The organism is Cupriavidus gilardii, assembly GCF_013347325.1.
Taxonomy (GTDB): domain Bacteria; phylum Pseudomonadota; class Gammaproteobacteria; order Burkholderiales; family Burkholderiaceae; genus Cupriavidus; species Cupriavidus gilardii.
In genome coordinates, this window is the sequence record NZ_CP054624.1 from 1,572,644 (window position 1) to 1,596,495 (window position 23,852).

The following is a 23,852-nucleotide window of genomic DNA, read 5'->3' on the forward strand; positions in this document are numbered from 1 at the left end:
CGAAGCGCGGACCGTTGCCGTCATCGGATCACCGAGACCGATTCGGCCAGCCGCGCCAGCACCGTTTCCGCCGACGGAATCGGCGCGACCGCGCCATAGCCGGTGGTCGACAGCGCGGCGGCCACGTTGGCATAGCGGGCCGCCTCGAAGGGATCGTCGCCGGCCGCGAGCCGGGCGATGAAGCTGCCGCCGAAGCAATCGCCGGCGCCGGTCGCGTCGAGCGGCTGCACCGGGTAGGCGGGCACCAGTGCGCGCGCATCGGGGGTCGCAACATAGGCGCCCTCCTCGCCGAGCTTGAGCGCGACCAGTTTGACGCCGCAGCCGAGCAGATGGTCGACGATCGCGTCGCGGTCGTCGAGCCCGGTCAGCACCGTGACATCGTCCCAGCTCGGCAGGCAGATATCGGTCATGCCGAGCGCCTCGCGCATGATGCCGCGCGCGCGGGCCAGCGACCACAGCCGCAGCCGCAGATTGGTGTCGAGCGAGACCTTGACGCCGGCCTTGCGCGCCAGCTCCATCGCCGCAAGCCCCGCGTCGCAGGCGCTGTTGCTGATCGCCAGGCTGATGCCCGACAGATGCAGATAGCGCGCTTCGGCGATCGCCTGCTGCGGCAGGTCGTCATGGCTGTAGCAGCTCGCCGCAGAGCCCGCGCGCAGATAGTCGAAGCGATGGCCGTGGTTGTCGTGGCTGACGAAGTAGACGCCCGTCGGCGCCCGCGAATCGGTGCGGACATGGCGGGTATCGACGCGCTCCTGCGTCCACAGCGCCAGCAGCCGTTCGCCGAAGCTGTCGGCGCCCACCGCGCTGATGAAGCCGGTCTGCGCGCCCTGGCGCGCGGCGGCAATGCAGAAGTTCGAGGTGTCGCCGCCGAAGCCCTGCAGATAGCGCTCGGGCGCGTCGGGCTGCTGGTTGAACTCGACCAGCGCTTCGCCGAAGGCCAGGATATCGATGCTCATGGTGCGACCGCCGATACGGTAGAAGAAAGGGAAAAGAGAGCCGGCAAACGGTCAGAAGAAGGTCTGCACGATATCGACCACGCGCAGCTCGTCGTCCAGCACCGGGATATGCCGCCACTTGTCGAAGGTCAGGCAAGGATGCGAGATATCGAAGGCGATCATGTCGCCGACCCGCACGTCATCGCCCGGCGCGATCCGCAGGTAGGCGTGCTGGTCCATCATGCCGGTCACTTCCCAATGGGACGGCGCATCGGCCGGTGCGGTTCCCCGCGCGTCGGCCGGCGCGCTTTCCGGCGCGCTTGCCGGCGCACTCGCCGAGCCCGGGCGGAAGTGCCGCGCTGGCGTCGGCATGCCGGCATCGAAGGCCGCGTCGCGCTTGCCCATGCCGACGATCGCGCGGTCCGGCTCCGGGATCGACTGCACATAGGCCCACAACTGCAAGGCGGGCAGCAGGCCCTCCCGCATCCTTTGTGCCACCGGATTGCTCGCGAGGATGCGCTGCTGCGCCTGCCGGTAGATACCGACGTCGTGCGTCAGATAGCAGCCCGGACGCAGCACGATGTCGATGGGCGCGCCGATGTCGGCGCCGGCGAATTCCTCGGCCACCACGTCATACCAGGCCGACCCCGCGCCGGACAGCACCACCGGACGCGATTCGATCCGTGCGCCGAAGCGGCCCTGCCCGGCCAGTTCGCGCGTGGTCGCCACCGTGCGGCGCAGGAAGGCGCGGATATCGGCCTCCTGCTGCAGCACGCCCTCGTAGATCTCCACACCGGCCAGCGTCAGCGCATCGGTCCAGCGGTCGAGCGCGTCCAGCACCTGCTGCTGCTGCGCGGCGTCGCGCACGCCGGTGCGGCCGCCCTCGACGCCCAGTTCGAGCAGCACCTGCAGGCGCTGGCCGCGCCCGCGGAAGAAGCCGCCGAGCCGATCCACCAGCTCGGCCGAATCGACCAGGGAGAAGAACTCGAAAGCGGGATCGCGCAGCAGGTCGGCGACGATCTCCATATTGCGCCGGCCCACCAGCTGGTTGGCCATCAGCACGCGCTTGACGCCGTGCGCATGCGCCGCCGCGGTCTGCTGCGCGGTCGCCAGCGTGATACCCCAGGCGCCGGCCTCGAGCTGCCGCGCGAACAGCTTGGGCGCCATCGTGGTCTTGCCGTGCGGCGCCAGCTTCACGCCGTACTCGCCCATGAACCGGCGCATCCAGGCCAGGTTATGGGCCAGCCGGGATTCGTACAGCACCGCGGCCGGCAGGCTGACCTCCTCTTCCAGCAGCCGCCAGCCGGTGGCGGCCTCGGCCGGTGCCAGCGGCGCCTCGAGCTTGCCAAGCGCCTTGTTCAGCGGATCGATGATGCCGCTCTGGTACTTTATATCACGCATGTCCTGATCCGCCCTTTCGCGCCTTTCCGCGCCCCAACGCGGCCTTGTGGCGCCGCATCGAAATTTTCGATTGACGTAATGATAGCGGCGAAATTACGATATTTCACCTTTGTTATAAAGTAACACGCTGCGATGCCGCGCCACCGCCCGAGGCGGGACGCACCATCCGGCCCTCCTTCCGCCGAGCCCATGCCCGCTGCCTTCGACATCCTGACCCGCATCGCCGAGCGCGGCCCGACGCTGCGGCTGGCCGAGCAGAAGGTGGCTCAGGTCATCCTCGAAGACGTCGGCGGCGCGGCGTCGGCGAGCATCAATGCGCTGGCGCGCAAGGCCGGCGTCAGCGAGGCAAGCGTGACACGCCTGGCCAAGGCGCTGGGCTGCCGCGACGTGCGCGACCTGAAGCTGCGGCTGGCGCGCGCCACCGCGGTCGGCCAACGCTTCCTGCAGCACGAGCCGGGCACCGCTGACGCCGATGCGGCCCCGCCCTCGCTGGCCGATCGGCTGCATGGCGACGTGGTCGCGGCGCTCGAAGCCAACCGCCAGCTGATCGACGAGGCCCAGATCGAACGCGCCGCGCGCCTGTTGCAGGACGCGCGCATGGTCTACGCTTTCGGCATGGGTGGCGGCTCGACGTGGCTCGCCGACGAGGCGCGCTATCGGCTGGCGCGGCTTGGCCGGCCGGTCGCCAGCTATCAGGACGCGGTGCTGCAGCAGATGGTGGCCGCCACGCTGGTCAAGGGCGATGTGGTGCTGGCCTTCTCCGTCAGCGGCAGCGTGCCCGAGATGCTGGCCAGTTGCGATGTCGCGCGCGAATACGGCGCGCGGGTGATCGCGGTGACCGCGCTGGGCTCGCCGCTGGCCGCGCGCGCCGACGTGCTGCTGCCGGTGCGCGCGCTGGAAACCGATTTCATCTTCAAGCCGTCGGCCTCGCGCTATGCGATGTTGCTGGTGCTGGACGTGCTGGCCACGCGGCTGGCGCTGCTGCAACAGGACGACAGCCAGGAACGGCTGCGTCGGCTCAAGTACGTGCTCGACGCGCATCGGGGCAGCGGCGAGCGCGGCAACGCGGCGCTGCGCGACAGCCGTCAGCCGCTCGGAGACTGACCATGGCAGCGAGCCCGGACACCGCCTTCGCCTATGACACGCTGATCCGCGGCGCCACCGTGATCGACGGTTCGGGCGCCGCCGCGCGCGTCGCCGATGTCGCGCTGCGCGACGGCCGCATCGCGCGCATCGTCGACATCGATGCCGACGGCGGCGACGCGGAGCAACGCATCGCCTCCGCTGCCGCGGCCGACGTCATCGATGCCGCCGGGCTGGTGCTGGCGCCGGGCTTCATCGACGTCCACACGCACGACGACACCAACGTCGTGCGCCAGCCCGAGATGATGCCGAAGCTGTCGCAGGGCGTGACCACCGTGGTGGTCGGCAACTGCGGCATCAGCGCGGCGCCGGTGACGCTGCGCGGCGAACCGCCCGATCCGATGAACCTGCTGGGCGATGCGGACGCGTTCCGCTATCCCAGCTTCGCGGCCTACGTCGATGCGATCGCGGCCGCGCGTCCCGCGGTCAACGTGGCCGCGCTGGTCGGCCACACGGCGCTGCGCAGCAATCATCTGGACCGGCTCGATCGGGCCGCCGGCGCGGACGAGATCGCCGCGATGCGCGCGCAGTTGCAGGAGGCACTGGACCACGGCGCGCTCGGCCTGTCGACCGGGCTGGCCTACGCCAATGCATTTGCCGCGCCGACCGAGGAAGTGCTGGCGCTGGCCGAGCCGCTGGCGCACGCCGGCGCGCTGTACGCCACGCACCTGCGCAGCGAATTCGCCGAGATTCTCGACGCGATGGACGAGGCCTTCCGCATCGGCCGCCATGCGCGCGTGCCGGTCGTGATCTCGCACCTCAAGTGCGCGGGCGTGGACAACTGGGGCCGCAGCGGCGCGGTGCTGGCCGCGCTCGATGCCGCGCAGCGCTGGCAGCCGGTGGGCTGCGACTGCTATCCCTACACGGCCAGTTCGTCGACGCTGGACCTGAAACAGGTCACCGGCGACTTCGACATCATGGTGACCTGGTCCGAGGCGCATCCCGGCATGGGCGGACGCCTGCTCGCCGATATCGCGGCCGAATGGCAGGTCGACCTGCACGAGGCGGCGCGCCGCCTGCAGCCGGCGGGCGCGGTCTATCACTGCATGGAAGACGCCGACGTCGACCGCATCCTGGCCCATCCGGCCACGGTGATCGGCTCGGACGGGCTGCCCAACGATCCGCTGCCGCATCCGCGCCTGTGGGGCGCGTTCCCGCGCGTGCTGGGGCACTACGCGCGCGATCGCGAGCTGTTTCCGCTGACGATCGCGATCGCCAAGATGACCGGCATGTCGGCCGAGCGGTTCGGCCTGGCCGGCCGCGGCTTCGTGCGCGAGGGCCATTGGGCCGACCTGGTGCTGTTCGATGCCGCGACGATCCGGGACGCGGCCACCTTCACCGAGCCGATGCAACCGGCCGAGGGCATCGCCGCGGTGTGGGTCAACGGCACGCTGTCATGGTCGCGGCGGCGCGCCACCGGCGCGCGCGCCGGCCGCTTCCTGCCGCGCGGCGAACCGGCCCCGGCCGTGGCGGACGCCATCGCGGACACGTAAGTCCGCGCCCTTCCTTCCCCGTTTTTTGCAGCTCACCGTTTCCCGTATTCAGTTCGAAGGAGTCTTCATGGATATCCAACGCTTTGGCGTCGAAGGCGGCACCGGCACCGGCGGCCAGCACATGCCGTTCGCGCGCGCGGTCGCGGCCGACGGCTGGCTCTATGTGTCCGGCCAGGTGCCGATGGTTGATGGCGAGGTCGTCGACGGCGGCATCGTCGCGCAGACCCACCAGGCCATCAGCAACGTGCTGGCGATCCTGGCCGAGGCCGGCTACGGCCCCGAGCACGTGGTCCGCTGCGGCGTCTGGCTCGACGACGCGCGCGACTTCGCCTCGTTCAACAAGATCTTCAAGCAGTATTTCGGCGCCAATCCCCCGGCCCGCGCCTGCGTGCAGTCCAGCATGGTGGTCGACTGCAAGGTCGAGATCGACTGCATCGCCTACAAGCGGCCGGGCGGCTGATTCGGCCGGCTTCGCCGCCACTTCCCTCCCTTTCCCAACCGGGCCGCGCCAGCGGCCTCTTTCATACGCCGCGGCGCCGACCGGCCCCGCGCACCCCAAGGAGACAACATGGTCCCAGTCACCGGAACCACGCTGTTGCTGTATGCGCTGATCGCCGTGATCGCGCTGGTCGTGCTGATCGCGCGATTCAAGCTGAACCCCTTCATCACGCTGGTGGTGGTATCGGTCCTGCTCGGCTTCTCGGTCGGCATGCCGATGAACGAGATCGTCAAGTCGTTCGAGGCCGGCGTCGGCGGCACGCTGGGCCATATCGCGCTGGTGGTCGGCCTGGGCACCATGCTCGGCAAGATGATGGCCGAGTCCGGCGGCGCCGAACGGATCGCGCGCACGCTGATCGCCTTCTTCGGCGAGAAGCACGTGCACTGGGCGATGGCGACGATCGCCTTCATCGTCGGCCTGCCGGTGTTCTTCGAGGTCGGCTTCGTGCTGCTGATCCCGATCGCCTTCAATATCGCGCAGCGCACCGGCACCTCGATGGTCAAGGTCGGCATCCCGATGGTGGCCGGCCTGTCGGTGGTGCACGGCCTGATCCCGCCGCATCCGGCGGCGCTGCTGGCGGTCACCGCCTACGGCGCCGACATCGGCCGCACCATCCTGTATGCACTGATCGTCGGCATTCCCACCGCGGCAATCGCCGGTCCGATCTTCGCGACGCTGATGGACCGCCATATCAAGCTGCCCGCCGACAACCCGCTGGCCGCGCAGTTCATCGAGGAAGCGGACGACACCGCGCGGGCGCAGGCGCTGCCGGGCTTCGGCATTACCGTGTTCACGATCCTGCTGCCGGTGATCCTGATGCTGATCGGCAGCAGCGCCGACCTGGTGACGACGCCGAAGACCTGGGCCAACGACTTCCTGAAGCTGATCGGCAATTCGGTGATCGCGCTGCTGATTGCCGCGCTGGTCAGCTTCTACACCTTCGGCAAGGCGCGCGGCTTCAATCGCGAGGCGATCCTGCGCTTTACCAACGAATCGGTGGCGCCCACCGCGATCATCACGCTGGTGGTGGGCGCGGGCGGCGGCTTCGGCCGCATCCTGCGCGACTCCGGCATCTCGAACTCGATCGTCGAGGTCGCGACCGGCGCCAACGTGTCGGTGCTGGTGCTCGGCTGGCTGGTCGCCGTGATGATCCGCGTCGCGACCGGCTCGGCCACCGTGGCGATGACCACCGCGGCGGGCATCGTCGCGCCGATCGCCGCCAGCGTGCCGGGCACGCGCCCGGAGCTGCTGGTGCTGGCCACCGGCGCCGGGTCGCTGATCCTGTCGCACGTCAACGATGCGGGCTTCTGGCTGGTCAAGGAGTACTTCAACATGACGGTCGCGCAGACCTTCAAGACCTGGACCGTCTGCGAGACGATCATCTCCGTGGTCGCGCTGCTGCTGACGCTGGGGCTGGCGGCCGTGATCTGAAGGCCGCGGCGGCGGCGGTGCCAAATTGGCGCGTCTTACCTACAATGGCCGGGAAGTTGCCGGCTTGCCAGGAGACGCCATGGCCATCGATCGTCGCCGCTTTCTTGCCTGTTCCGCCGCGCTGGCGGGCACGCTGACGTCCGCCGCACAGGCCCAGCCCGGCCCCGCATCCGGCGCGCCAGCCACGCCGGCTGCAGGCGCCGGTGCGGCCCCGCTGCGGCGCGCCATCCCGGGCACGCGAGAAACGCTGCCGGTGATCGGCCTGGGCACCGCCGACACCTTCGATGCCGGCACGCAAGGCCTGCAGCAGAGCCCGCTGTCCGAGGTGATGGCGCTGCTGCTGCGCACACCCGGCGCGGTTCTCGATACCGCGCCCAGCTATGGTGCGGCCGAGGCGGTGACCGGTGAATTATTGCGCCTGCACAATGGCCGCAAGCAGGTCTTCCTCGCCACCAAGATCTCGGCCTCCGCCAGCAGCGCGCCCGCGCAATGGGCGCGCTCGCAGCAGGAGCTGGGCACCGACACCGTCGACCTGCTGCAGGTCCACAACCTGATCGACTGGGAAGAGAACCTGCGTTTCCTGCGCCGGCTGCAGGAACAGGGCAAGACCCGCTATATCGGCGTCACGCACTATCGCGCCGACGCGCACGAGCGGCTGGAGCAGATCGTGCGCAGCGAGAAGATCGACTTCGTGCAGGTCAACTATTCGCTGGGCGAGCGCGAGGCCGAACGGCGGCTGCTGCCGCTGTGCCGGCAGCGCGGCATCGGCGTGCTGATCAACCGGCCGTTCCAGGACGGACGGCTGTTCCGCGCAGTGCAGGGACGCCAGCTGCCGCCGTGGGCGGCCGAGCTCGATTGCAGCAGCTGGGGGCAGCTGTTCCTCAAATTCATCGTCAGCCATCCCGCGGTGACCGCGGCGATTCCGGCGACGTCGAATCCGCGCCATATGCGCGACAACCTCGGCGCAGGGCTCGGCCGCATGCCGGACGCGCAGCAGCGCGAGCGCATCGCGGCGCTGCTGACCTAGCGCCGGTCCACCGCCCGCTTCCGGCATGGCAACCGCCCCGCCTCCGCAATCCGATCCCATCCCCGGCGGCCGTCCCGGCGCGCTTGGCATCCGCCCGGGCGAACACACGGCCGTGGCCGCCGCCTTCGGCTTCTTCTTCTGCCTGTTCGCCAGCTACTTCATGCTGCGGCCGGTGCGCGAAACGATGGGCATTGCCGGCGGCGTGCAGAACCTGCAATGGCTGTTCACAGCGACCTTCGTCGTGATGCTGGCCGCGATTCCGCTGTATGGCCTGTGCAGCTCGCGCCTGCCGCGGCGGCGCTTCGTGCCGTGGGTCTATGCCTTCTTCATCGCCAATCTGCTGGCCTTCGCGCTGGCCACGCGCGCGCGGCCCGACGATGTCTGGCTGGCGCGGGTGTTCTACGTGTGGCTGTCGGTATTCAATCTGTTCGTGGTGTCGGTCGCATGGAGCCTGATGGCGGACGTGTTCCGCCCGGAACAGGCGCGCCGGCTGTTTCCGGTGATCGCCGCCGGGGCCAGCGTCGGCGGCCTGACCGGGCCGCTGCTGTCGGGATGGCTGGTCGGACCGATCGGCCTGACGGGCCTGATGCTGCTGTCGGCAGTGTTGCTGGCGGCGACGCTGCCGGGCTGCGCGTGGCTGTTCCGCTGGCGGGCGCGGGCCGGAGCCGGGGCCGCGGCTGGAACCGCGGCTGGGGCCGGAGCCAGCGCGGGAGCCGGAACGCCGGCTCAGGCTGGGCCTGGTATTGGCGCCGGACCCATCGCGCAGGGCGATGCCGCGGCGGGTCGCATTGCCGCGCACCATGCCGGCGCCGCCCGCGACGATCCGCGCGATCCCATCGGCGGCAGCCTGCTGGCCGGCCTGACGCTGATCGCGCGCTCGCGCTATCTGCTCGGCATCGCGCTGTTCGTGATCCTGCTGTCCACCGCCAGCACCTTCCTGTACTTCGAACAGGCGCGGCTCGTCGCCGAAACCTTTCCCGATCGCACCGAACAGACGCGCGTGTTCAGCGCGATCGACGCGATCGTGCAGGCCGCCACCATCGCGATCCAGCTGTTCTTCTCCGGCCAGGTGGCGCGCCGCTACGGCGTGACCGCGCTGCTGACCGTGGTGCCGCTGGCGGTGGCCGGCGGCTTCGTGCTGCTGGCGCTCTGGCCGGTGTTCGGCGTGCTGGCGGGCGTGATGGTGCTGCGCCGCGTCGGCGAGTATGCGATGGTCCGCCCCGGCCGCGAGATGCTGTTTACCGTGGTCGATGCCGAAACCAAGTACAAGGCCAAGAACGTGATCGACACGATGGTCTACCGCGCCGGCGATGCGGTCAGCGCCTGGGTCAAGACCGGCATCGACGCGCTGGCCGGCCATCCCGCGGTGGTCGCCATCACCGGCGCCGTGCTGGCGCTGGTCTGGGGTTTGCTTGGCTGGTGGCTGGGCCGGCGCCACCAGGGTGCCGACGACCTGCCGGCACGGAGTGCCAGCCCGCGGGCGCCGGCATCGGCCCGGATGCCGGGCCGCTAGCCCACGCATTCGGCCAAAATGGCGGCATGCGGGGCCAAGCGGACGGGCTTGCCCGCCGGCCCGATGCCGCAGGCATTACAGTGTCGGCCGAACCGGGCAATGCCGCGCCGTGCCTGTACGGCCGGCGCGCCCGCCATCGATCGAACCCGGCCAAGCGCTCCCCGCGCGCGGCCACCGAAGGAAGCCGCCATGAAAACCAAAGCCGCCGTCGCCTGGAAAGCAGGTGCCCCGTTGACCATCGAGGACGTCGATCTGGCCGGACCGCGCGCCGGCGAGGTGCTGGTCGAGATCAAGGCCACCGGCATCTGCCATACCGACTACTACACGTTGTCGGGTGCGGACCCCGAGGGCATCTTCCCCGCGATCCTGGGCCATGAGGGCGCCGGCGTGGTGACCGAGGTGGGCCCGGGCGTGACCTCGCTGAAGCCCGGCGACCACGTGATTCCGCTTTACACGCCCGAATGCCGCCAGTGCAAGTTCTGCCTGTCGCGCAAGACCAACCTGTGCCAGGCGATCCGCGCGACCCAGGGCAAGGGCCTGATGCCGGACGGCACCTCGCGTTTCTCGCTCGACGGCAAGCCGATCTTCCACTACATGGGCACGTCGACCTTCGCCAACCACATCGTGGTGCCGGAGATCGCGCTGGCGAAGATCCGCGACGACGCGCCGTTCGACAAGGTCTGCTATATCGGCTGCGGCGTGACCACCGGCGTGGGCGCGGTGCTGTTCACGGCGAAGGTCGAGGCCGGCGCCAACGTCGTGGTGTTCGGCCTGGGCGGCATCGGCCTGAACGTGATCCAGGGCGCGAAGATGGTCGGTGCCGACAAGATCATCGGCGTCGACATCAATCCGAACCGCGAGGCGCTGGCGCGGCAGTTCGGCATGACGCATTTCGTCAATCCGAACGACGTCGACAACGTGGTCGACCACATCGTGCAGCTGACCGACGGCGGCGCCGACTATTCGTTCGAATGCATCGGCAACACCAAGGTCATGCGCCAGGCGCTGGAGTGCTGCCACAAGGGCTGGGGCAAGTCGATCATCATCGGCGTGGCCGAGGCCGGCGCCGAGATCTCGACCCGGCCATTCCAGCTGGTGACCGGGCGCGAGTGGAAGGGCTCGGCCTTCGGCGGCGCACGCGGCCGTACCGACGTGCCGAAGATCGTCGACTGGTACATGGACGGCAAGCTGAACATCGACGACCTGATCACGCATACGCTGCCGCTGGAGCGGATCAACGAGGGCTTCGACCTGATGAAGCGCGGCGAGTCGATCCGTTCGGTGGTGCTGTACTGAAGGCCGGAGGCGCGACGCTCATGCTCGAACTGCTCTCCGAGCACGGCTGCTTCGGCGGCGTGCAGCGCTTCTACCGGCATGCGTCGACCGCGGTCGGCCTGCCGATGCGCTTCTCGGTCTTCCTGCCGCCGGCGGCGCTGGCCGGCGTCGGCACGCCGCGGCCCGCGCTGTTCTACCTCGCCGGCCTGACCTGCACCGAAGAGACCTTCATGATCAAGGGCGGCGCGCAGCGGCTCGCCGCGCAGCTCGGCCTGATCCTGGTCGCGCCCGATACCAGCCCGCGCGACACCGGCATCGCCGGCGAGGCGGACGAATGGGATTTCGGTGCGGGCGCGGGCTTCTATCTGGACGCGACGCAGGCGCCGTGGAACGCGCACTGGCGCATGGAAAGCTATGTCGCCGGCGAGCTCTACGATCTGGTCGTCGGCGAACTGGGCGCCGATCCGCAGCGCATCGGCATCTGCGGCCATTCGATGGGCGGACACGGCGCGCTGGTGCTGGCGCAGCGCCATCGCGAGCGCTTCCGCTCGGTGTCGGCGTTCGCACCGATCGCCGCGCCTTCACAATGTCCATGGGGCGAGAAGGCATTCGGCCGCTATCTCGGCGGCGATCGCGCGCAATGGCTGCAGTACGACGCCAGCGCGCTGATGCGCGCGCAACCCGCCGCGCCCATCCCCGGCGGCATCCTGATCGATCAGGGGCTGGCCGACAAGTTCCTCGCCGACCAGCTGCATCCCGAGGCCTTCGAGGCGGCCTGCGCCGCGGTGGGCCAGCCGCTGACGCTGCGGCGGCACCAGGGCTACGACCACGGCTACTACTTCATCGCGACCTGGATGGAGGACCATCTGCGCCATCATGCGGCGCAGTTGCAGGCGCCCTGAAGCGCCGGGCCTTGCGGCGCGGCCCTGTCGACCTCAGGCCGCCGCGCCGAAGCGCTGGCGATAGTCGCGCGGCGTGATGCCCAGATGGCGCAGGAAGGCGCGCCGCAGCGCTTCGTCGGAGCCGAAGCCGCTGCGCGCGGCCACCGCCTTCAGCGGCAGCTCGCCCTGCTCCAGCAGGCGGCGCGCCGCCTCGAGCCGCGCCGATTCGATGAAGGCGGTCGGACTGGCGCCGGTCTCGCGGGCGAATACGCGGCGGAAATTGCGCTCGCTCATCGCAGCCCGCGCCGCCATCTCGCTCATCGTGAATACGCGCGTCAGGTCGCGCAGGATCCAGTCCTGTACCTCGCGCACGCCGGCGTGGCCGGTGGTCTGGCTGGCCAGATGCACGCTGAATTGCGACTGGCCGCCGGGGCGCTTCAGGAAGACCACCAGCTCGCGCGCCAGATCGAGCGCGATCTCCCGCCCCAGATCCTCCTCGACGATCGCCAGCGCCAGGTCGATGCCGGCGGTGACGCCGGCCGAGGTCCACAGCGTGCCCTGACGCACGAAGATCGCATCGGGATCGACCGCCACCGCGGGATAACGCTGCCGCAGCAGCGGCGCGACGCTCCAGTGCGTGGTCGCGCGCTTGCCGTCGAGCAGGCCGGCGGCGGCCAGGAAGAACGATCCCGAACACAGCGCCACCAGCCGGCCGATGCGCGGCGCCACCGCGCGCGCCCACGGCACGATCTCCTCGGCGTCGCGCAACGCCCCTTCGATATCGCGCGCGCCGACGATCACCGCGGTATCGGGCAGCAGCACCGTGTCGAGCCGCGCCGTGGCTTCGAGCGTCATCAGCGTGTCCGAGCGCACCGGGCCGACGCGCGTCGACACGATCCGGGTGCGATAGGCGGGCGGCTGGCCGCGCCGGGCCAGCTGCAGGTTCGCATAGTCGAACACCGTCATCGGTCCGACCGCCTCCATGGCCTTGAAGCCGGGATAGACGACGAGATCGATCTGATGGGGTGCGGGGGACGGCTGGGACATGAAGCGGGAACGGCGCGCGGCCGGCGGGAACGACCCGCGCAAGTGACCGCGCTCTTTGGAAAAAGAACGAAGGCAACAGTGTAAACGACGCCCCGTTGCCGGCCGTGCGAGGCGCCGGGCCGCGCCTGCTTGCTATCATGAACTGCAGACCGTTGCGCCACCGATTTTTCCGATCACCCCTGACCCCTTCGCCGCGAGCCGCCCGTGCCCCATGAAGTCAGCCTGATCACCACCATCGCCGCCGGCCTCGGTCTGGCGCTCGTCTTCGGCTTCATCTGTGCCCGGCTCGGCGCGCCGGCGCTGGTCGGCTACCTGCTGGCCGGCATCGTGATCGGGCCGGCCACGCCGGGCTTCGTCGCCGACATGGCGCTGGCCGGCCAACTGGCCGAGATCGGCGTGATGCTGCTGATGTTCGGCGTCGGCCTGCACTTCTCGCTCGAGGACCTGCTGTCGGTACGCCGAATCGCGCTCCCGGGCGCGATCGTGCAGATCGCCTTTGCCACCGCGCTGGGGGCCGGGTTGACCACGCTATGGGGCTGGCCGCTCGCCGATGCACTGGTGTTCGGGCTATGCCTGTCGGTCGCCAGCACCGTGGTGCTGCTGCGCGCCCTCGAGCAGCGCGGCACGCTGGATTCGGTCAATGGCCGCATCGCGGTCGGCTGGCTGGTGGTCGAGGACCTGGTGACGGTGCTGGTGCTGGTGATGCTGCCCGCGCTGGCGGAGGTGCTCGGCACCGTTCCATCGGGCCAGGCTGCCGCGATAGCGGCCGGCGGCAACGGCGCCGCGCCGGCCGCGGGCAGCGCGTCGCTGTGGGCGACGCTGGGCGCCACGCTGGGCCGCGTCGCCGTCTTTGTCGCGCTGATGCTGCTGGTGGGCCGGCGCCTGTTTCCGTGGCTGTTGTGGCAGGTCGCGCGCACCGGCTCGAACGAGCTGTTCACGCTGTGCCTGGTCGCGGCCGCGGTCGGCATCGCCTACGGCTCGGCGGTGCTGTTCGGCGTCTCGTTCGCGCTCGGCGCCTTCTTCGCCGGCATGGTGCTGCGCGGCTCGGCGCTGAGCCATCGCGCCGCGCAGGAAACGCTGCCGCTGCGCGACGCCTTCTCGGTACTGTTCTTCGTCTCGGTCGGCATGCTGTTCGATCCGCGCGTGCTGCTCGACGCGCCGCTGCAGGTCGCGGTCACGCTGGCCATCGTGATCGTCGGCAAGTCGCTGGCCGCGCTGGCGCTGGTGCTGGTGATGCGCTACCCGCTGAACACCGCGCTGACGGTGTCGGCGAGCCTCGCACAGATCGGCGAGTTCTCGTTCATCCTGGCCGGCCTTGGCGTCACGCTCGGCATGCTGAGCGCGCAGGGACACAACCTGGTGCTGGCGGCTTCGCTGATCTCGATCGCGCTGAACCCGCTGGTATTTCGCGCGGTCGAGCCGCTGCAGCGCTGGATTCGCGCGCGTTCCCCGCTGGCGCGCAAGCTCGAGCGCAGCGCCGACCCGCTGGCCGAGCTGCCCGCCACGGTCGACCAGGCGCTGCTGACGCGGCAGGTCGTGCTGGTCGGCCATGGCCGCGTCGGACGCCGCATCGCCGCGGCGCTGCGCTCGCATGGGGTGCCGGTGGTGGTGGCCGACCAGAACCGCGAGATCGTCGAAGCGCTGCGCGCGCAAGGGGTGCCGGCGGTATCCGGCGATGCGGCCGAGCCGGCGGTATTGATCCAGGCCCATATCGCCCGCGCGGGCGTGCTGGTGATCGCCACGCCCGATACCGTCGGCGTGCGGCGGATGGCCGAGATCGCGCGCACGCTCAATCCGGGCATCCGGATCCTGGTGCGCACGCACAGCGAGGACGAGGCGGCGCTGCTGCGGCAGGACCGCGTCGGCGAAGTCTTCCTCGGCGAGCACGAACTCGCAGCGGCGATGATCGAGCGCGTGTTGCAGACCGCGCGGCAGGACGCGGCCGCGCTCGATGCAAGCGCGAACAGCGGCGCCACCATCGGCGCCACGGGCAGCACAGGCAGCGGCAGCCAGCGCGCCGGCGCGCCGCACTGAAGCGTCGGGTCGGCCGCGACGTCAGCCCGCCGCGGCCTGCATGCCGCGATAGACGCCGGGCCGCAGCCCGGTCCAGCGCCGGAACGCACGATGGAACGCGCCGGGCTCGGCAAACCCGATCTCGGCCGCGATCTCGGTGATCGGCAGATCGGTATGGCTCAGCGCCTCGATCGCCAGATCGCGCCGCAATTCGTCCTTCAGCTGCTGATAGGTGGCGCCCTCCTCCATCAGCCTGCGCCGCAGCGACGAGGCCGACAGATGCAGCGCCGAGGCCAGCGCCTCGAAGGTTGGCCACATATCGGGCCGCGACTGCCGCAGCAGCCGGCGCACGCGCGCCACCACGCTGCTGCGGTCCGAGTACTTGACCACCACGTTGTGCGGCGCGTCGCGCAGGAAGGCCTTGACGCTGCGCTCGTCGTGCCGCACCGGATGGTCCAGCCACGCGGCGTCGAAGATCAGCGCGGTGCCGGGCGCATCGAACGCGAGCTGGCGCGAATACATGACGCGGTACTCGGCGCTGTAGTCCGGCTCGGAATAGCGGAACGCGGCCAGCCGCACCGGCACCCGCCGCCGCGCCAGCCAGCACATCAGCCCGTGCAGCATGATCAGCAGCGTCTCTTGCGCGAACACGCCCGGCCGGCGCCGCGACGGCTCGGTCAGCACCAGCGCGGCACGCTGCGGCCCGCCGTCGGTGGCGTTGCCATCGTAGCGGCGCAACAGCTGCACGCCGATATCGTCGAGCAGCACGCCGAAGCCGCGCGCGACCCGGTCCAGCCCCTGCCCCAGCGTGCGGCTGCCGGCCACCGCATGGCACAGCAGCGCGAAGCTGCCGGGCTTCATCGCGCGCGAGTCCTGGCCGAAGAACTCGTCGCCCAGTGCCGCCGATACCGCCAGCCACAGCGCGCCGTAGCTGGCCGCCGACACGCGTGCCTGCGGCACCGCCAGCATCGCGGGCGCGATACCGGCGGCGCGCAGCACCGGCTCGGCATCGATGCCGCGCGAGCGCAGGCCGGAAATCGCATGGTGGACGAAGCAGATCGCGACGCTACCTTTTTCCATCGGTACGCAAGGCAACAACGGGACGCAACAGCGCAGGCATGGAGACAGTCCGTGGAGTGATTGGGTTCGCTGATGGCGCCGAAGACGGCGGCGGTCGGGACAACCGTCATCGCGGCGCACGCCGCCGGCAGTGGCAAATCAGTTCAGCGCAGTTGACGGATTTTGGCATAGCGCGCGCCGGCATCGCCTTTCTACACTGCCGTCAACCGTCGCACGCCCGACTACACAACGACAGCGCCATGTACAGCGAATACACCGAGCAGCAACGCATGATCCGCGACACCGCGCGCACCTTCGCCGAGGAACGGCTCAAGCCCAACGCCGCGCAATGGGACCGCAGCGGACAACTGCCCGACGAGATCGTGGCCGAGATGGGCGCGCTCGGCCTGCTCGGCATGATCGTGCCCGAGCAATGGGGCGGCACCTATACCGACTACATCGCCTACGCGCTGGCGATCGAGGAGATCGCCGCCGGCTGCGCGGCCTGCGCGACGCTGATGAGCGTGCACAGCTCGGTCGGATGCGGTCCGATCCTGCACTACGGCACCGAAGCCCAGAAGGATCGCTATCTGCCGGCGCTGGCCAGCGGCGAGCTGATCGGCGCGTTCTGCCTGACCGAGCCGCAGGCCGGCTCGGAGGCGCACAACCTGCGCACACGCGCCCGTCCGACCGATGACGGCTGGGTGCTGTCCGGCAACAAGCAGTTCGTCACCAATGGCCAGCGCGCCGGCATCGCGATCGTCTTTGCCGCGACCGAGCCGGAGCGCGGCAAGCGTGGACTGTCGGCCTTCCTGGTGCCGACCGACACGCCGGGCTTTCACGTCCATGCCCCGGAAAAGAAGCTGGGCATCCGTGCCTCGGACACCTGCGCGATCACGCTGGAGGACTGCGTCGTGCCGCACGACGCGCTGCTCGGCGACACCGGCGAGGGCCTGCGCATCGCGCTGTCGAACCTCGAAGGCGGCCGCATCGGCATCGCCGCGCAGGCGATCGGCATCGCCCGTTCCGCCTTCGATGCCGCCTGCCGCTATGCCGGCGAACGCGTGCAGTTCGGCCGGCCGCTGCGCGAGCATGCGCCGATCGCCAACATGCTCGCCGACATGGCGACCGAGCTGAACGCGGCACGCCTGCTGGTGCATCGCGCCGCGCGCATGCGCAGCGACGGCCAGCCCTGCCTGTCCGAAGCGTCGCAGGCCAAGCTCTATGCGTCCGAGCTGGCCGAACGGGTCTGCTCGAAGGCGCTGCAGATCCACGGCGGCTATGGCTACCTCGAGGACTACCCGGTCGAGCGCCACTACCGGGACGCGCGCATCACGCAGATCTACGAGGGCACCAGCGAGATCCAGCGGATGCTGATCGCCCGCTCGCTGTAGTCCGGCCCTCGCCCTCCCTTGCGACTTGCCTCGCCAGAACAAACCGACGGAGACACCATGACCAAACAGCCCGCCACCGAAACCGCGATTCCGACCGTCAAGCTGCTGATCAACGGCGAATGGGTCGAATCGGCCGCCACCGAGTACCGCCAGGTCGTCAATCCGGCCACGCAGCAGGTGCTGGCGCGCGTGCCGCTGGCCACGCGCGCCGAGGTGGACGCCGCGGTCGGCGCGGCGCAGCGCGCCTTCGCCAGCTGGCGCCATACGCCGATCGGCGCGCGGCTGCGCATCATGCTGAAGTACCAGGCGCTGATCCGCGAGCACAGCAAGCGCATCGCCGCGATCCTGACCGCCGAACAGGGCAAGACGCTGTCCGACGCCGAGGGCGACATCTTCCGCGGCCTCGAGGTGGTCGAGCATGCCGCGTCGATCGGCACGCTGCAGCAAGGCGGCTTTGCCGAGAACGTCGCGGCGACTGTGGATACCTACACATTGCAGCAGCCGATCGGCGTCTGCGTCGGCATCACGCCGTTCAATTTCCCCGCGATGATCCCGCTGTGGATGTTCCCGATGGCGATCGTCTGCGGCAATACCTTCGTGCTCAAGCCGTCCGAGCAGGACCCGCTGTCGACGATGGAGCTGGTCGCACTCGCGCTCGAAGCGGGCGTGCCGCCCGGCGTGCTGAACGTCGTGCATGGCGCCAGGGAGGTGGTCGACGCGCTGTGCACGCACCCCGATGTCAAGGCGGTGTCCTTCGTCGGCTCGACCGCGGTCGGCACCCATGTCTACAACCTGGCCGGCAGCCACGGCAAGCGCGTGCAGTCGATGATGGGCGCGAAGAACCATGCGGTGGTGCTGCCCGACGCGCACAAGGAGCAGACGCTGAACGCACTGGTCGGCGCCGCCTTCGGCGCGGCGGGCCAGCGCTGCATGGCGACCTCGGTGGCGGTGCTGGTCGGCGCGGCGCGTGACTGGGTGCCCGACCTGATCGCCAAGGCACGCACGCTGAAGGTCGGCGCCGGCGCCGAGCCCGGCACCGATGTCGGACCGGTGGTGTCGGTCGCGGCGAAGCAGCGCATCCTGGGGCTGATCGAGGCCGGCGTGCAGGAAGGCGCGACGCTCGCGCTCGATGGCCGCGACGTCAGCGTGCCGGGCTATCCGGACGGCAACTTCATCGGGCCGACCGTGTTCACCGACGTCACGACCGGCATGTCGATCTACACGCAGGAGATCTTCGGGCCTGTGCTGGTCGTGATCGGCGTCGACACGCTCGACGAGGCCATCGCGCTGGTCAACCGTAATCCCTTCGGCAACGGCACCGGCGTGTTCACGCAGAGCGGCGCCGCGGCGCGCAAGTTCCAGAGCGAGATCGATGTCGGCCAAGTCGGCATCAATATCCCGATTCCGGTGCCGGTGCCGTATTTCAGCTTCACCGGCTCGCGCGGCTCCAAGCTCGGCGACCTCGGGCCCTACGGCAAGCAGGTGGTGCAGTTCTACACGCAGACCAAGACCGTGACGGCGCGCTGGTTCGATGACGAGACCGTGAACCACGGCGTCAACACCACCATCGCGCTGCGCTGAACCAGCCCAACGGACTCAACGGACAGGAGACCTCGATGCATATCGCCTTTATCGGCCTGGGCAACATGGGCGCGCCGATGGCGCGCAACCTGCTGAAGGCCGGCCACACGCTGACGGTATTCGACCTCAATGCGCAGGCGCTGGCCGCATTGCGCGACGCCGGCGCCAGCGGCGCCGATTCGCCGAAGCAGGCAGCTGCCGAGGCCGACATCGTGATCACGATGCTGCCGGCCGCGACGCATGTGCGCGGCGTCTACACCGGCGAGAACGGCGTGCTGGCCGGCGTGCGTGCCGGCGTGCCGCTGATCGATTCGAGCACGATCGACCCGGCGACGGTGCGCGAACTCGCCGCGCTGGCCGCGCGCCAGGGCAATCCGTTCGCCGACGCGCCGGTGTCCGGCGGCACCGGCGGCGCGCAGGCCGGCACGCTGACCTTCATGGTCGGCGCCGACGCGGCGCTGTTCGAGCGGCTGCAGCCGGTGCTGGCCGGCATGGGCAGGAACGTGGTCCGCTGCGGCGACACCGGTACCGGCCAGGTCGCGAAGATCTGCAACAACCTGATCCTCGGCATTTCGATGATCGGCGTGTCCGAGGCGATGGCGCTCGGCGCGCGGCTCGGCATCGACGCCAAGGTGCTGGCAGGCATCGTCAACACGTCGACCGGGCGCTGCTGGTCGTCCGACACCTGCAACCCCTACCCCGGCGTGATCGACACCGCCCCGGCCGCGCGCGGCTACAGCGGCGGCTTCGGCGCCGAACTGATGCTGAAGGACCTGGGCCTGGCCAACGACGCCGCCCGCGCGGTGCGGCAGCCGCTGTTCCTCGGCGCGCTGGCGCAGCAGCTGTACCAGGCGATGTGTCAGCGCGGAGACGGGCAGCTCGATTTCTCGGGCGTCATTCGGCAATACCTCGACGCCGATGGAGGCGCGGCGTGAACGCAAGAGTCGAATCGCTGCCGCCGCGGATCGAGGCCGAGGGCACCGATGAAGTCCGCTTCGAGGTCATCAACCGCGTCGGGCTGGTGACGCTGAACCGGCCGCGCCAGCTCAATGCGCTGTCGTATCCGATGATCATGGCGCTGCGAGAACAGCTGCGGCACTGGGCAGCGCAGAAGGATGTCGTTGCCGTGGTGCTGCGCGGCGCCGGCGACAAGGCCTTCTGCGCCGGCGGCGATATCCGCGCGCTGTACGACAGTTATCGCGACGCCGTGGCCGGACGTGGCGGCGACGATGGGGAACCGCTGTACCGGCGCTTCTTCGTCGACGAATACCAGCTCGACTTCGAGCTGCACCGCTATCCGAAACCCGTGATCGCGCTGATGGACGGCATCGTGATGGGCGGCGGCATGGGTCTGGCGCAAGCCGCACCGCTGCGCATCGTCACCGAACGCTCCCGCGTCGCGATGCCGGAGACCGGCATCGGCCTGGTGCCCGATGTCGGCGCCAGCCACTTCCTGTCGCGGATGACGCCCGAACTGGCGCTCTATCTGGGACTGACCGGCGTGACGCTCGGCGCGGCCGACACGCTGCTGTGCGGGCTTGCGGATGTTGCGGCCGACAGTGCCGCGCTGGCGGAACTGGAGACGACGCTGACCCGCATCGACTGGCCCGCCAGCGACCGCGACACGGTGCTGGCGACGCTGCGCCGGGCGCTGGTGCCCGCACCGCCGACGACCGCCGCGGATGCCCCGCTGCTGAACGTACTGCCTGCGCTGCTGCGGCACTTCCGCGCCGACGCGACGCCCGCGGCGATCCTGCAAGGCCTCGCCGGTGAACAGGATCCATGCTGCGCTGACTGGGCCGCGAAGACGGCGACGCTGCTGCGCGGCCGCTCCCCGCTGATGACGGCCGTCACCCGCGAACTGCTGCTGCGCGGCCGCCGGCTGGACCTGGCCGACTGCTTCCGCATGGAGCTCGACGTGGTCAGCCACGCCTTCACCGACGGCGACTTCATCGAGGGCGTGCGCGCGCTGATCGTCGACAAGGACCAGACGCCACGGTGGCGGGTGGACAGCCACGATGCGGTCGATCCCGATGCGGTACGCGGGTTCTTCATGCCGCCGTGGGAAGGCGAGCGGCATCCGCTGGCGCCACCAGCACTGAAATAGGAAAGGGCGCTCCGAAGAGCGCCCTGTATAGCCGACAAGTCTGTCGTCCCCGCGAAGGCGGGGACCCAGCGGCTTGGTCATCCCGCTCCGGCACAGGTGGAAACACCGTTCTGCCGTCCTACCGGTTACGATTCCCGCGCCTTGAAGGAAAAAGGGCGCTCCACGGAGCGCCCTTCAAGGAGGAAGTTGGGGGTCCGCTTGCCTATTCAGGCAGCTGCCGACACTGATCCCGACCTATCGCCAGCGAATATAGCCACGCTCACAGCTCGAGTCAATGGACCACCTGTCCGAACCAGAATTGGCTAGCGTCGCAGCCCTTCTCTCGGACGAACGGCTTGGAACGTTCGAGCGCTTCACCGGGTCTCGCCGCACCGCCATTGCGCTCCATCAGGCAATGCTCAGACTTGCCGCCTCGCTGATGACGGTCACCGCCGTGGTAGAGATTGCATTGCGCAACGCCGTCTGTGCCCAACTGACGGACCACTTCCAAACCCCGAACTGGCTCCGCATGCCGCCCGCTCCCTTTCAGGGGGACAACGAGTTGAAAGCGAAGATCCTGCAGGCCGACGCCAGCGCGCGAAAGACTGCGTACGCAAAGATGAACCTGGACGAACGGCAACAACTGGATAGACGCGCGTTCTGCGGCGGCATTGCACCGCACGGTCTTGCATATGAGCACATCCTGAGGGCCCGGCAAAAGGTCGTCAGCGTATCGATGGGACAACTGGTGGTACAGCTGACTCTGTACTTCTGGAAGCGGCTGTTTTCAACGAGCTACGAGCACACGCTATGGCGACCCGCGCTGAAGCACGTCTTCCCGGACAAATCGGTGTCGCGTGCATTGGTTGCCAGCCATCTTGAAGCGCTTTATCAGACCAGGAATCGCATTGCGCATCACGAACCTGTCTACGGACACAGGCTTCAACAAGCCGAAGCCGCGATCGACTTCATTGCACGGTGTCTGTGGCGAGGTGACATCAAAGGTGCCACCCCGCTGGAGAAGCTGCTTCAAGCAGAAATGACAGAGCTGAGAACCCGCGCCGAGTCTGCAAACCGCATCCTCGCCATGCGTGTTCCGCCGGCGCGGCCGCATTGAAGCAAGAGAAGCGCTGATGAGAGCGCCCAAGCTTGCCAACGGAGATTGTCGTCCCCCAAAGCGCGGATCCCAGCGGCTTTCAAAGACGCTGGGTTCCCGCTTTCGCGGGAACGACATGCGGTACGCGAGCCTGCTCAGGGCTTTGGCGCCGTTGCGGAAGCCGCCGCCGGTGCGACCAGCCCATCGGCGCGGAACATCGTCTTGATGCCCCGCACCGCCTGCCGGATGCGCGATTCGTTTTCGATCAGCGCGAAGCGCACGTAGTCGTCGCCGAAGTCGCCGAAGCCGATGCCCGGCGATACCGAGACCTTGGCCTTCTCCAGCAGCTGCTTGGCGAATTCCAGCGAGCCCAGCGCGCGATACGGCTCGGGAATCCGCGCCCAGATGTACATCGACGCCTTCGGCAGCTCCACCGGCCAGCCGGCCTCGTTCAGCCCGCGCGCCAGCACATCGCGGCGCGACTGGTATTGCGCGGCGATCTCGCGCACGCATTGCTGGTCGCCCTCGAGCGCGGCAATCGCGGCAATTTGCAGCGGCGTGAAGGTGCCGTAGTCGTGATAGCTCTTGATGCGCGCCAGCGCCGTCACCAGGTCGGCGTTGCCGGCCATGAAGCCGATGCGCCAGCCCGCCATGTTGTAGCTCTTCGACAACGTGAAGAACTCTACCGCGATGTCCTTGGCGCCCGGCACCTGCAGGATCGACGGCGCCTTCCAGCCATCGAAGACGATGTCGGCATAGGCGAGGTCATGCACGACCAGGATGTCGTGCTTGCGGGCCAGCGCGATCACGCGCTCGAAGAAGTCGAGCTCCACGCATTGCGCGGTGGGGTTCGACGGGAATCCGAGCACGATCATCTTCGGCTTTGGATAGCTGCCGCGGATCGCGCGTTCGAGCTCGGCGAAGAAATCGACGCCGGGGATCAGCGGCACCGAGCGGATATCGGCGCCCGCGATCACCGCCCCATAGATGTGGATCGGATAGCTCGGGTCGGGCACCAGCACGGTGTCGCCGCGATCGAGCGTGGCGAGCATCAGGTGCGACAACCCCTCCTTCGAGCCGATCGTCACGATGGCCTCGCGCTCCGGATCGATGTCGACGTCGTAGCGCTCGCGATACCAGTGCGAGATCGCGCGGCGCAGCCGCGGAATGCCGCGCGAGGTCGAATAGCCGTGGGTATTGGGACGCTGCGCCGCCTCGGTCAGCTTGGCCACGATATGCGCGGGCGTCGCGCCATCCGGGTTGCCCATGCTCATGTCGATGATGTCCTCGCCGCGGCGGCGCGCGGCCATCTTCAGCTCGGCGGTGATATTGAAGACGTAGGGGGGAAGACGATCGATGCGCGCGAAGCGGCGCTGGCTCGACGGGCTCGAGCCGGGGGATGCCGGAGTGGCTGACATGGTTGTCCTTGTACGTAAGCGCCCGGAACCGTCCGAGCGACGTTGGCGGTTGTCAGTGCCGCCGGCGACGATGTTAATCGGGTTACGGGCGCGCGTCCATCGCCGTCGTGCAGGCGCGATCTCGTTTCGATTGGTCCGCTTCGGCGCGAAGGAGTCCGCCGCACGTCGCGCCAGGCGTATATCCCCTCTTGCTCCCAGCGTACTTCGGCGTTAAGCTTCGCACGCTTTGTATGCAAAACTTGAACACAAAATAAGGAGACATAGCGCGATGGATCTCGCTGCCGCCCAACTGCCGATGGTGCTCAATGGTCTGGAATGGTCGGGCTGCGCGCTCGCGATGAGCGGCTCGCTGCTGGTCGCGCTGCACAACAAGGCGTCGCGCTGGGGCTGGATCTCGTACCTGTGCTCGAACATCGTGTGGAGCGTGTTCGCACTGGTGACCGGCACCTATGGCCTGTTCGTGCAGCAGCTCGGCTTCACCGCGACCAGTCTGTACGGGCTCTACCGGCATACGCAGTTCCATCGGACTGGCGGACACGCCGGCTCGCACTGAGCCGGAC

At 69.1% G+C, this 23,852-nt stretch carries 20 protein-coding genes; 15 read left to right on the plus strand and 5 right to left on the minus strand.

All coding sequences use genetic code 11. The features are described from left to right. Positions 1-20: 20 nt before the first annotated feature. Positions 21-956, minus strand: coding sequence for a sugar kinase (locus FOB47_RS07180; protein WP_053823703.1), 936 nt, complete (start codon positions 954-956; stop codon positions 21-23). 51 nt (positions 957-1,007) lie between these two features. Continuing rightward, entirely contained in the window at positions 1,008-2,336 is a 1,329-nt protein-coding gene (locus FOB47_RS07185; protein ID WP_174780424.1) for an amino acid deaminase, read from the minus strand. 189 nt (positions 2,337-2,525) lie between these two features. Between FOB47_RS07185 and FOB47_RS07190 the strand changes: the two genes are divergently transcribed. The 8 genes from FOB47_RS07190 to fghA all read left to right on the plus strand — a co-directional run bounded on the left by FOB47_RS07190 (position 2,526) and on the right by fghA (position 11,619). Further along, positions 2,526-3,440, plus strand: coding sequence for a MurR/RpiR family transcriptional regulator (locus FOB47_RS07190; protein ID WP_174780425.1), 915 nt, complete (start codon positions 2,526-2,528; stop codon positions 3,438-3,440). 2 nt (positions 3,441-3,442) lie between these two features. After that, positions 3,443-4,972, plus strand: coding sequence for an N-acyl-D-amino-acid deacylase family protein (locus FOB47_RS07195; protein WP_174780426.1), 1,530 nt, complete (start codon positions 3,443-3,445; stop codon positions 4,970-4,972). Positions 4,973-5,039: 67 nt separating this feature from the next. After that, positions 5,040-5,432 carry a RidA family protein gene (locus tag FOB47_RS07200; RefSeq protein WP_053823699.1) on the plus strand — a complete coding sequence of 131 codons (393 nt, stop codon included), beginning with the start codon at positions 5,040-5,042 and terminating at the stop codon, positions 5,430-5,432. A 108-nt stretch (positions 5,433-5,540) separates the two neighbouring features. Further along, positions 5,541-6,902 carry a GntP family permease gene (locus tag FOB47_RS07205; RefSeq protein ID WP_174780427.1) on the plus strand — a complete coding sequence of 454 codons (1,362 nt, stop codon included), beginning with the start codon at positions 5,541-5,543 and terminating at the stop codon, positions 6,900-6,902. A 79-nt stretch (positions 6,903-6,981) separates the two neighbouring features. After that, positions 6,982-7,929: an aldo/keto reductase gene (locus FOB47_RS07210; protein WP_174780428.1), complete on the plus strand. Its 948-nt coding sequence runs from the start codon at positions 6,982-6,984 to the stop codon at positions 7,927-7,929. A 25-nt stretch (positions 7,930-7,954) separates the two neighbouring features. Next, positions 7,955-9,442 (plus strand): NTP/NDP exchange transporter, encoded by a 1,488-nt coding sequence (locus tag FOB47_RS07215; protein ID WP_174780429.1) that lies wholly within the window; start codon positions 7,955-7,957, stop codon positions 9,440-9,442. 189 nt (positions 9,443-9,631) lie between these two features. Beyond that, positions 9,632-10,738: an S-(hydroxymethyl)glutathione dehydrogenase/class III alcohol dehydrogenase gene (locus tag FOB47_RS07220; RefSeq protein WP_174780430.1), complete on the plus strand. Its 1,107-nt coding sequence runs from the start codon at positions 9,632-9,634 to the stop codon at positions 10,736-10,738. 20 nt (positions 10,739-10,758) lie between these two features. Continuing rightward, a complete protein-coding gene (fghA, locus tag FOB47_RS07225; RefSeq protein WP_174780431.1) occupies positions 10,759-11,619 on the plus strand; it encodes an S-formylglutathione hydrolase in 861 nt (286 codons plus the stop codon). A gap of 33 nt (positions 11,620-11,652) precedes the next feature. On the opposite strand, the gene FOB47_RS07230 is transcribed toward fghA, so the two are convergent. Beyond that, positions 11,653-12,645, minus strand: a complete 993-nt coding sequence (locus tag FOB47_RS07230) for a GlxA family transcriptional regulator (RefSeq protein ID WP_174780432.1) — start codon at positions 12,643-12,645, stop codon at positions 11,653-11,655. A 204-nt stretch (positions 12,646-12,849) separates the two neighbouring features. Here FOB47_RS07230 and FOB47_RS07235 point away from each other — a divergent pair, with 204 nt between their 5' ends. Continuing rightward, complete coding sequence (locus FOB47_RS07235; RefSeq protein WP_174780433.1) at positions 12,850-14,679, plus strand: cation:proton antiporter domain-containing protein; 1,830 nt, start codon at positions 12,850-12,852, stop codon at positions 14,677-14,679. Positions 14,680-14,700: 21 nt separating this feature from the next. Here the strand turns inward: FOB47_RS07235 and FOB47_RS07240 are convergent, their stop codons facing one another. After that, the gene (locus FOB47_RS07240) at positions 14,701-15,738 is read right to left on the minus strand and encodes an AraC family transcriptional regulator (RefSeq protein ID WP_174780434.1); all 1,038 of its coding nucleotides are present in this window, start codon (positions 15,736-15,738) and stop codon (positions 14,701-14,703) included. A gap of 239 nt (positions 15,739-15,977) precedes the next feature. Between FOB47_RS07240 and FOB47_RS07245 the strand changes: the two genes are divergently transcribed. The 5 genes from FOB47_RS07245 to FOB47_RS07265 all read left to right on the plus strand — a co-directional run bounded on the left by FOB47_RS07245 (position 15,978) and on the right by FOB47_RS07265 (position 21,895). Then, positions 15,978-17,111 carry an acyl-CoA dehydrogenase family protein gene (locus FOB47_RS07245; protein ID WP_174780435.1) on the plus strand — a complete coding sequence of 378 codons (1,134 nt, stop codon included), beginning with the start codon at positions 15,978-15,980 and terminating at the stop codon, positions 17,109-17,111. A 57-nt stretch (positions 17,112-17,168) separates the two neighbouring features. Further along, positions 17,169-18,692, plus strand: a complete 1,524-nt coding sequence (locus FOB47_RS07250; protein ID WP_174780436.1) for a CoA-acylating methylmalonate-semialdehyde dehydrogenase — start codon at positions 17,169-17,171, stop codon at positions 18,690-18,692. 35 nt (positions 18,693-18,727) lie between these two features. Next, positions 18,728-19,627: a 3-hydroxyisobutyrate dehydrogenase gene (gene mmsB, locus FOB47_RS07255; protein ID WP_174780437.1), complete on the plus strand. Its 900-nt coding sequence runs from the start codon at positions 18,728-18,730 to the stop codon at positions 19,625-19,627. Continuing rightward, a complete protein-coding gene (locus FOB47_RS07260) occupies positions 19,624-20,799 on the plus strand; it encodes an enoyl-CoA hydratase/isomerase family protein (protein WP_174780438.1) in 1,176 nt (391 codons plus the stop codon). The genes mmsB and FOB47_RS07260 overlap by 4 nt, the downstream gene beginning before the upstream one ends. Before the next feature lie 274 nt (positions 20,800-21,073). Continuing rightward, a complete protein-coding gene (locus FOB47_RS07265; protein WP_174780439.1) occupies positions 21,074-21,895 on the plus strand; it encodes a hypothetical protein in 822 nt (273 codons plus the stop codon). Positions 21,896-22,029: 134 nt separating this feature from the next. Here FOB47_RS07265 and alaC read toward each other — a convergent pair whose 3' ends face one another. Continuing rightward, positions 22,030-23,292, minus strand: coding sequence for an alanine transaminase (gene alaC, locus FOB47_RS07270; protein ID WP_174780440.1), 1,263 nt, complete (start codon positions 23,290-23,292; stop codon positions 22,030-22,032). 268 nt (positions 23,293-23,560) lie between these two features. Between alaC and FOB47_RS07275 the strand changes: the two genes are divergently transcribed. Then, on the plus strand, positions 23,561-23,845 hold the full coding sequence (locus FOB47_RS07275; protein WP_053823687.1) for a nicotinamide mononucleotide transporter: 285 nt from the start codon (positions 23,561-23,563) through the stop codon (positions 23,843-23,845). Positions 23,846-23,852: the final 7 nt, after the last annotated feature.

Bases quoted from the DNA above. Each gene is read 5' to 3' on its own strand.
- FOB47_RS07180 (WP_053823703.1), bottom strand. From the start codon at position 956: ATGAGCATCGATATCCTGGCCTTCGGCGAAGCGCTGGTCGAGTTCAAC.
- FOB47_RS07185 (WP_174780424.1), bottom strand. From the start codon at position 2,336: ATGCGTGATATAAAGTACCAGAGCGGCATCATCGATCCGCTGAACAAG.
- FOB47_RS07190 (WP_174780425.1), top strand. From the start codon at position 2,526: ATGCCCGCTGCCTTCGACATCCTGACCCGCATCGCCGAGCGCGGCCCG.
- FOB47_RS07195 (WP_174780426.1), top strand. From the start codon at position 3,443: ATGGCAGCGAGCCCGGACACCGCCTTCGCCTATGACACGCTGATCCGC.
- FOB47_RS07200 (WP_053823699.1), top strand. From the start codon at position 5,040: ATGGATATCCAACGCTTTGGCGTCGAAGGCGGCACCGGCACCGGCGGC.
- FOB47_RS07205 (WP_174780427.1), top strand. From the start codon at position 5,541: ATGGTCCCAGTCACCGGAACCACGCTGTTGCTGTATGCGCTGATCGCC.
- FOB47_RS07210 (WP_174780428.1), top strand. From the start codon at position 6,982: ATGGCCATCGATCGTCGCCGCTTTCTTGCCTGTTCCGCCGCGCTGGCG.
- FOB47_RS07215 (WP_174780429.1), top strand. From the start codon at position 7,955: ATGGCAACCGCCCCGCCTCCGCAATCCGATCCCATCCCCGGCGGCCGT.
- FOB47_RS07220 (WP_174780430.1), top strand. From the start codon at position 9,632: ATGAAAACCAAAGCCGCCGTCGCCTGGAAAGCAGGTGCCCCGTTGACC.
- fghA (WP_174780431.1), top strand. From the start codon at position 10,759: ATGCTCGAACTGCTCTCCGAGCACGGCTGCTTCGGCGGCGTGCAGCGC.
- FOB47_RS07230 (WP_174780432.1), bottom strand. From the start codon at position 12,645: ATGTCCCAGCCGTCCCCCGCACCCCATCAGATCGATCTCGTCGTCTAT.
- FOB47_RS07240 (WP_174780434.1), bottom strand. From the start codon at position 15,738: ATGGAAAAAGGTAGCGTCGCGATCTGCTTCGTCCACCATGCGATTTCC.
- FOB47_RS07245 (WP_174780435.1), top strand. From the start codon at position 15,978: ATGTACAGCGAATACACCGAGCAGCAACGCATGATCCGCGACACCGCG.
- FOB47_RS07250 (WP_174780436.1), top strand. From the start codon at position 17,169: ATGACCAAACAGCCCGCCACCGAAACCGCGATTCCGACCGTCAAGCTG.
- mmsB (WP_174780437.1), top strand. From the start codon at position 18,728: ATGCATATCGCCTTTATCGGCCTGGGCAACATGGGCGCGCCGATGGCG.
- FOB47_RS07265 (WP_174780439.1), top strand. From the start codon at position 21,074: ATGGACCACCTGTCCGAACCAGAATTGGCTAGCGTCGCAGCCCTTCTC.
- alaC (WP_174780440.1), bottom strand. From the start codon at position 23,292: ATGTCAGCCACTCCGGCATCCCCCGGCTCGAGCCCGTCGAGCCAGCGC.
- FOB47_RS07275 (WP_053823687.1), top strand. From the start codon at position 23,561: ATGGATCTCGCTGCCGCCCAACTGCCGATGGTGCTCAATGGTCTGGAA.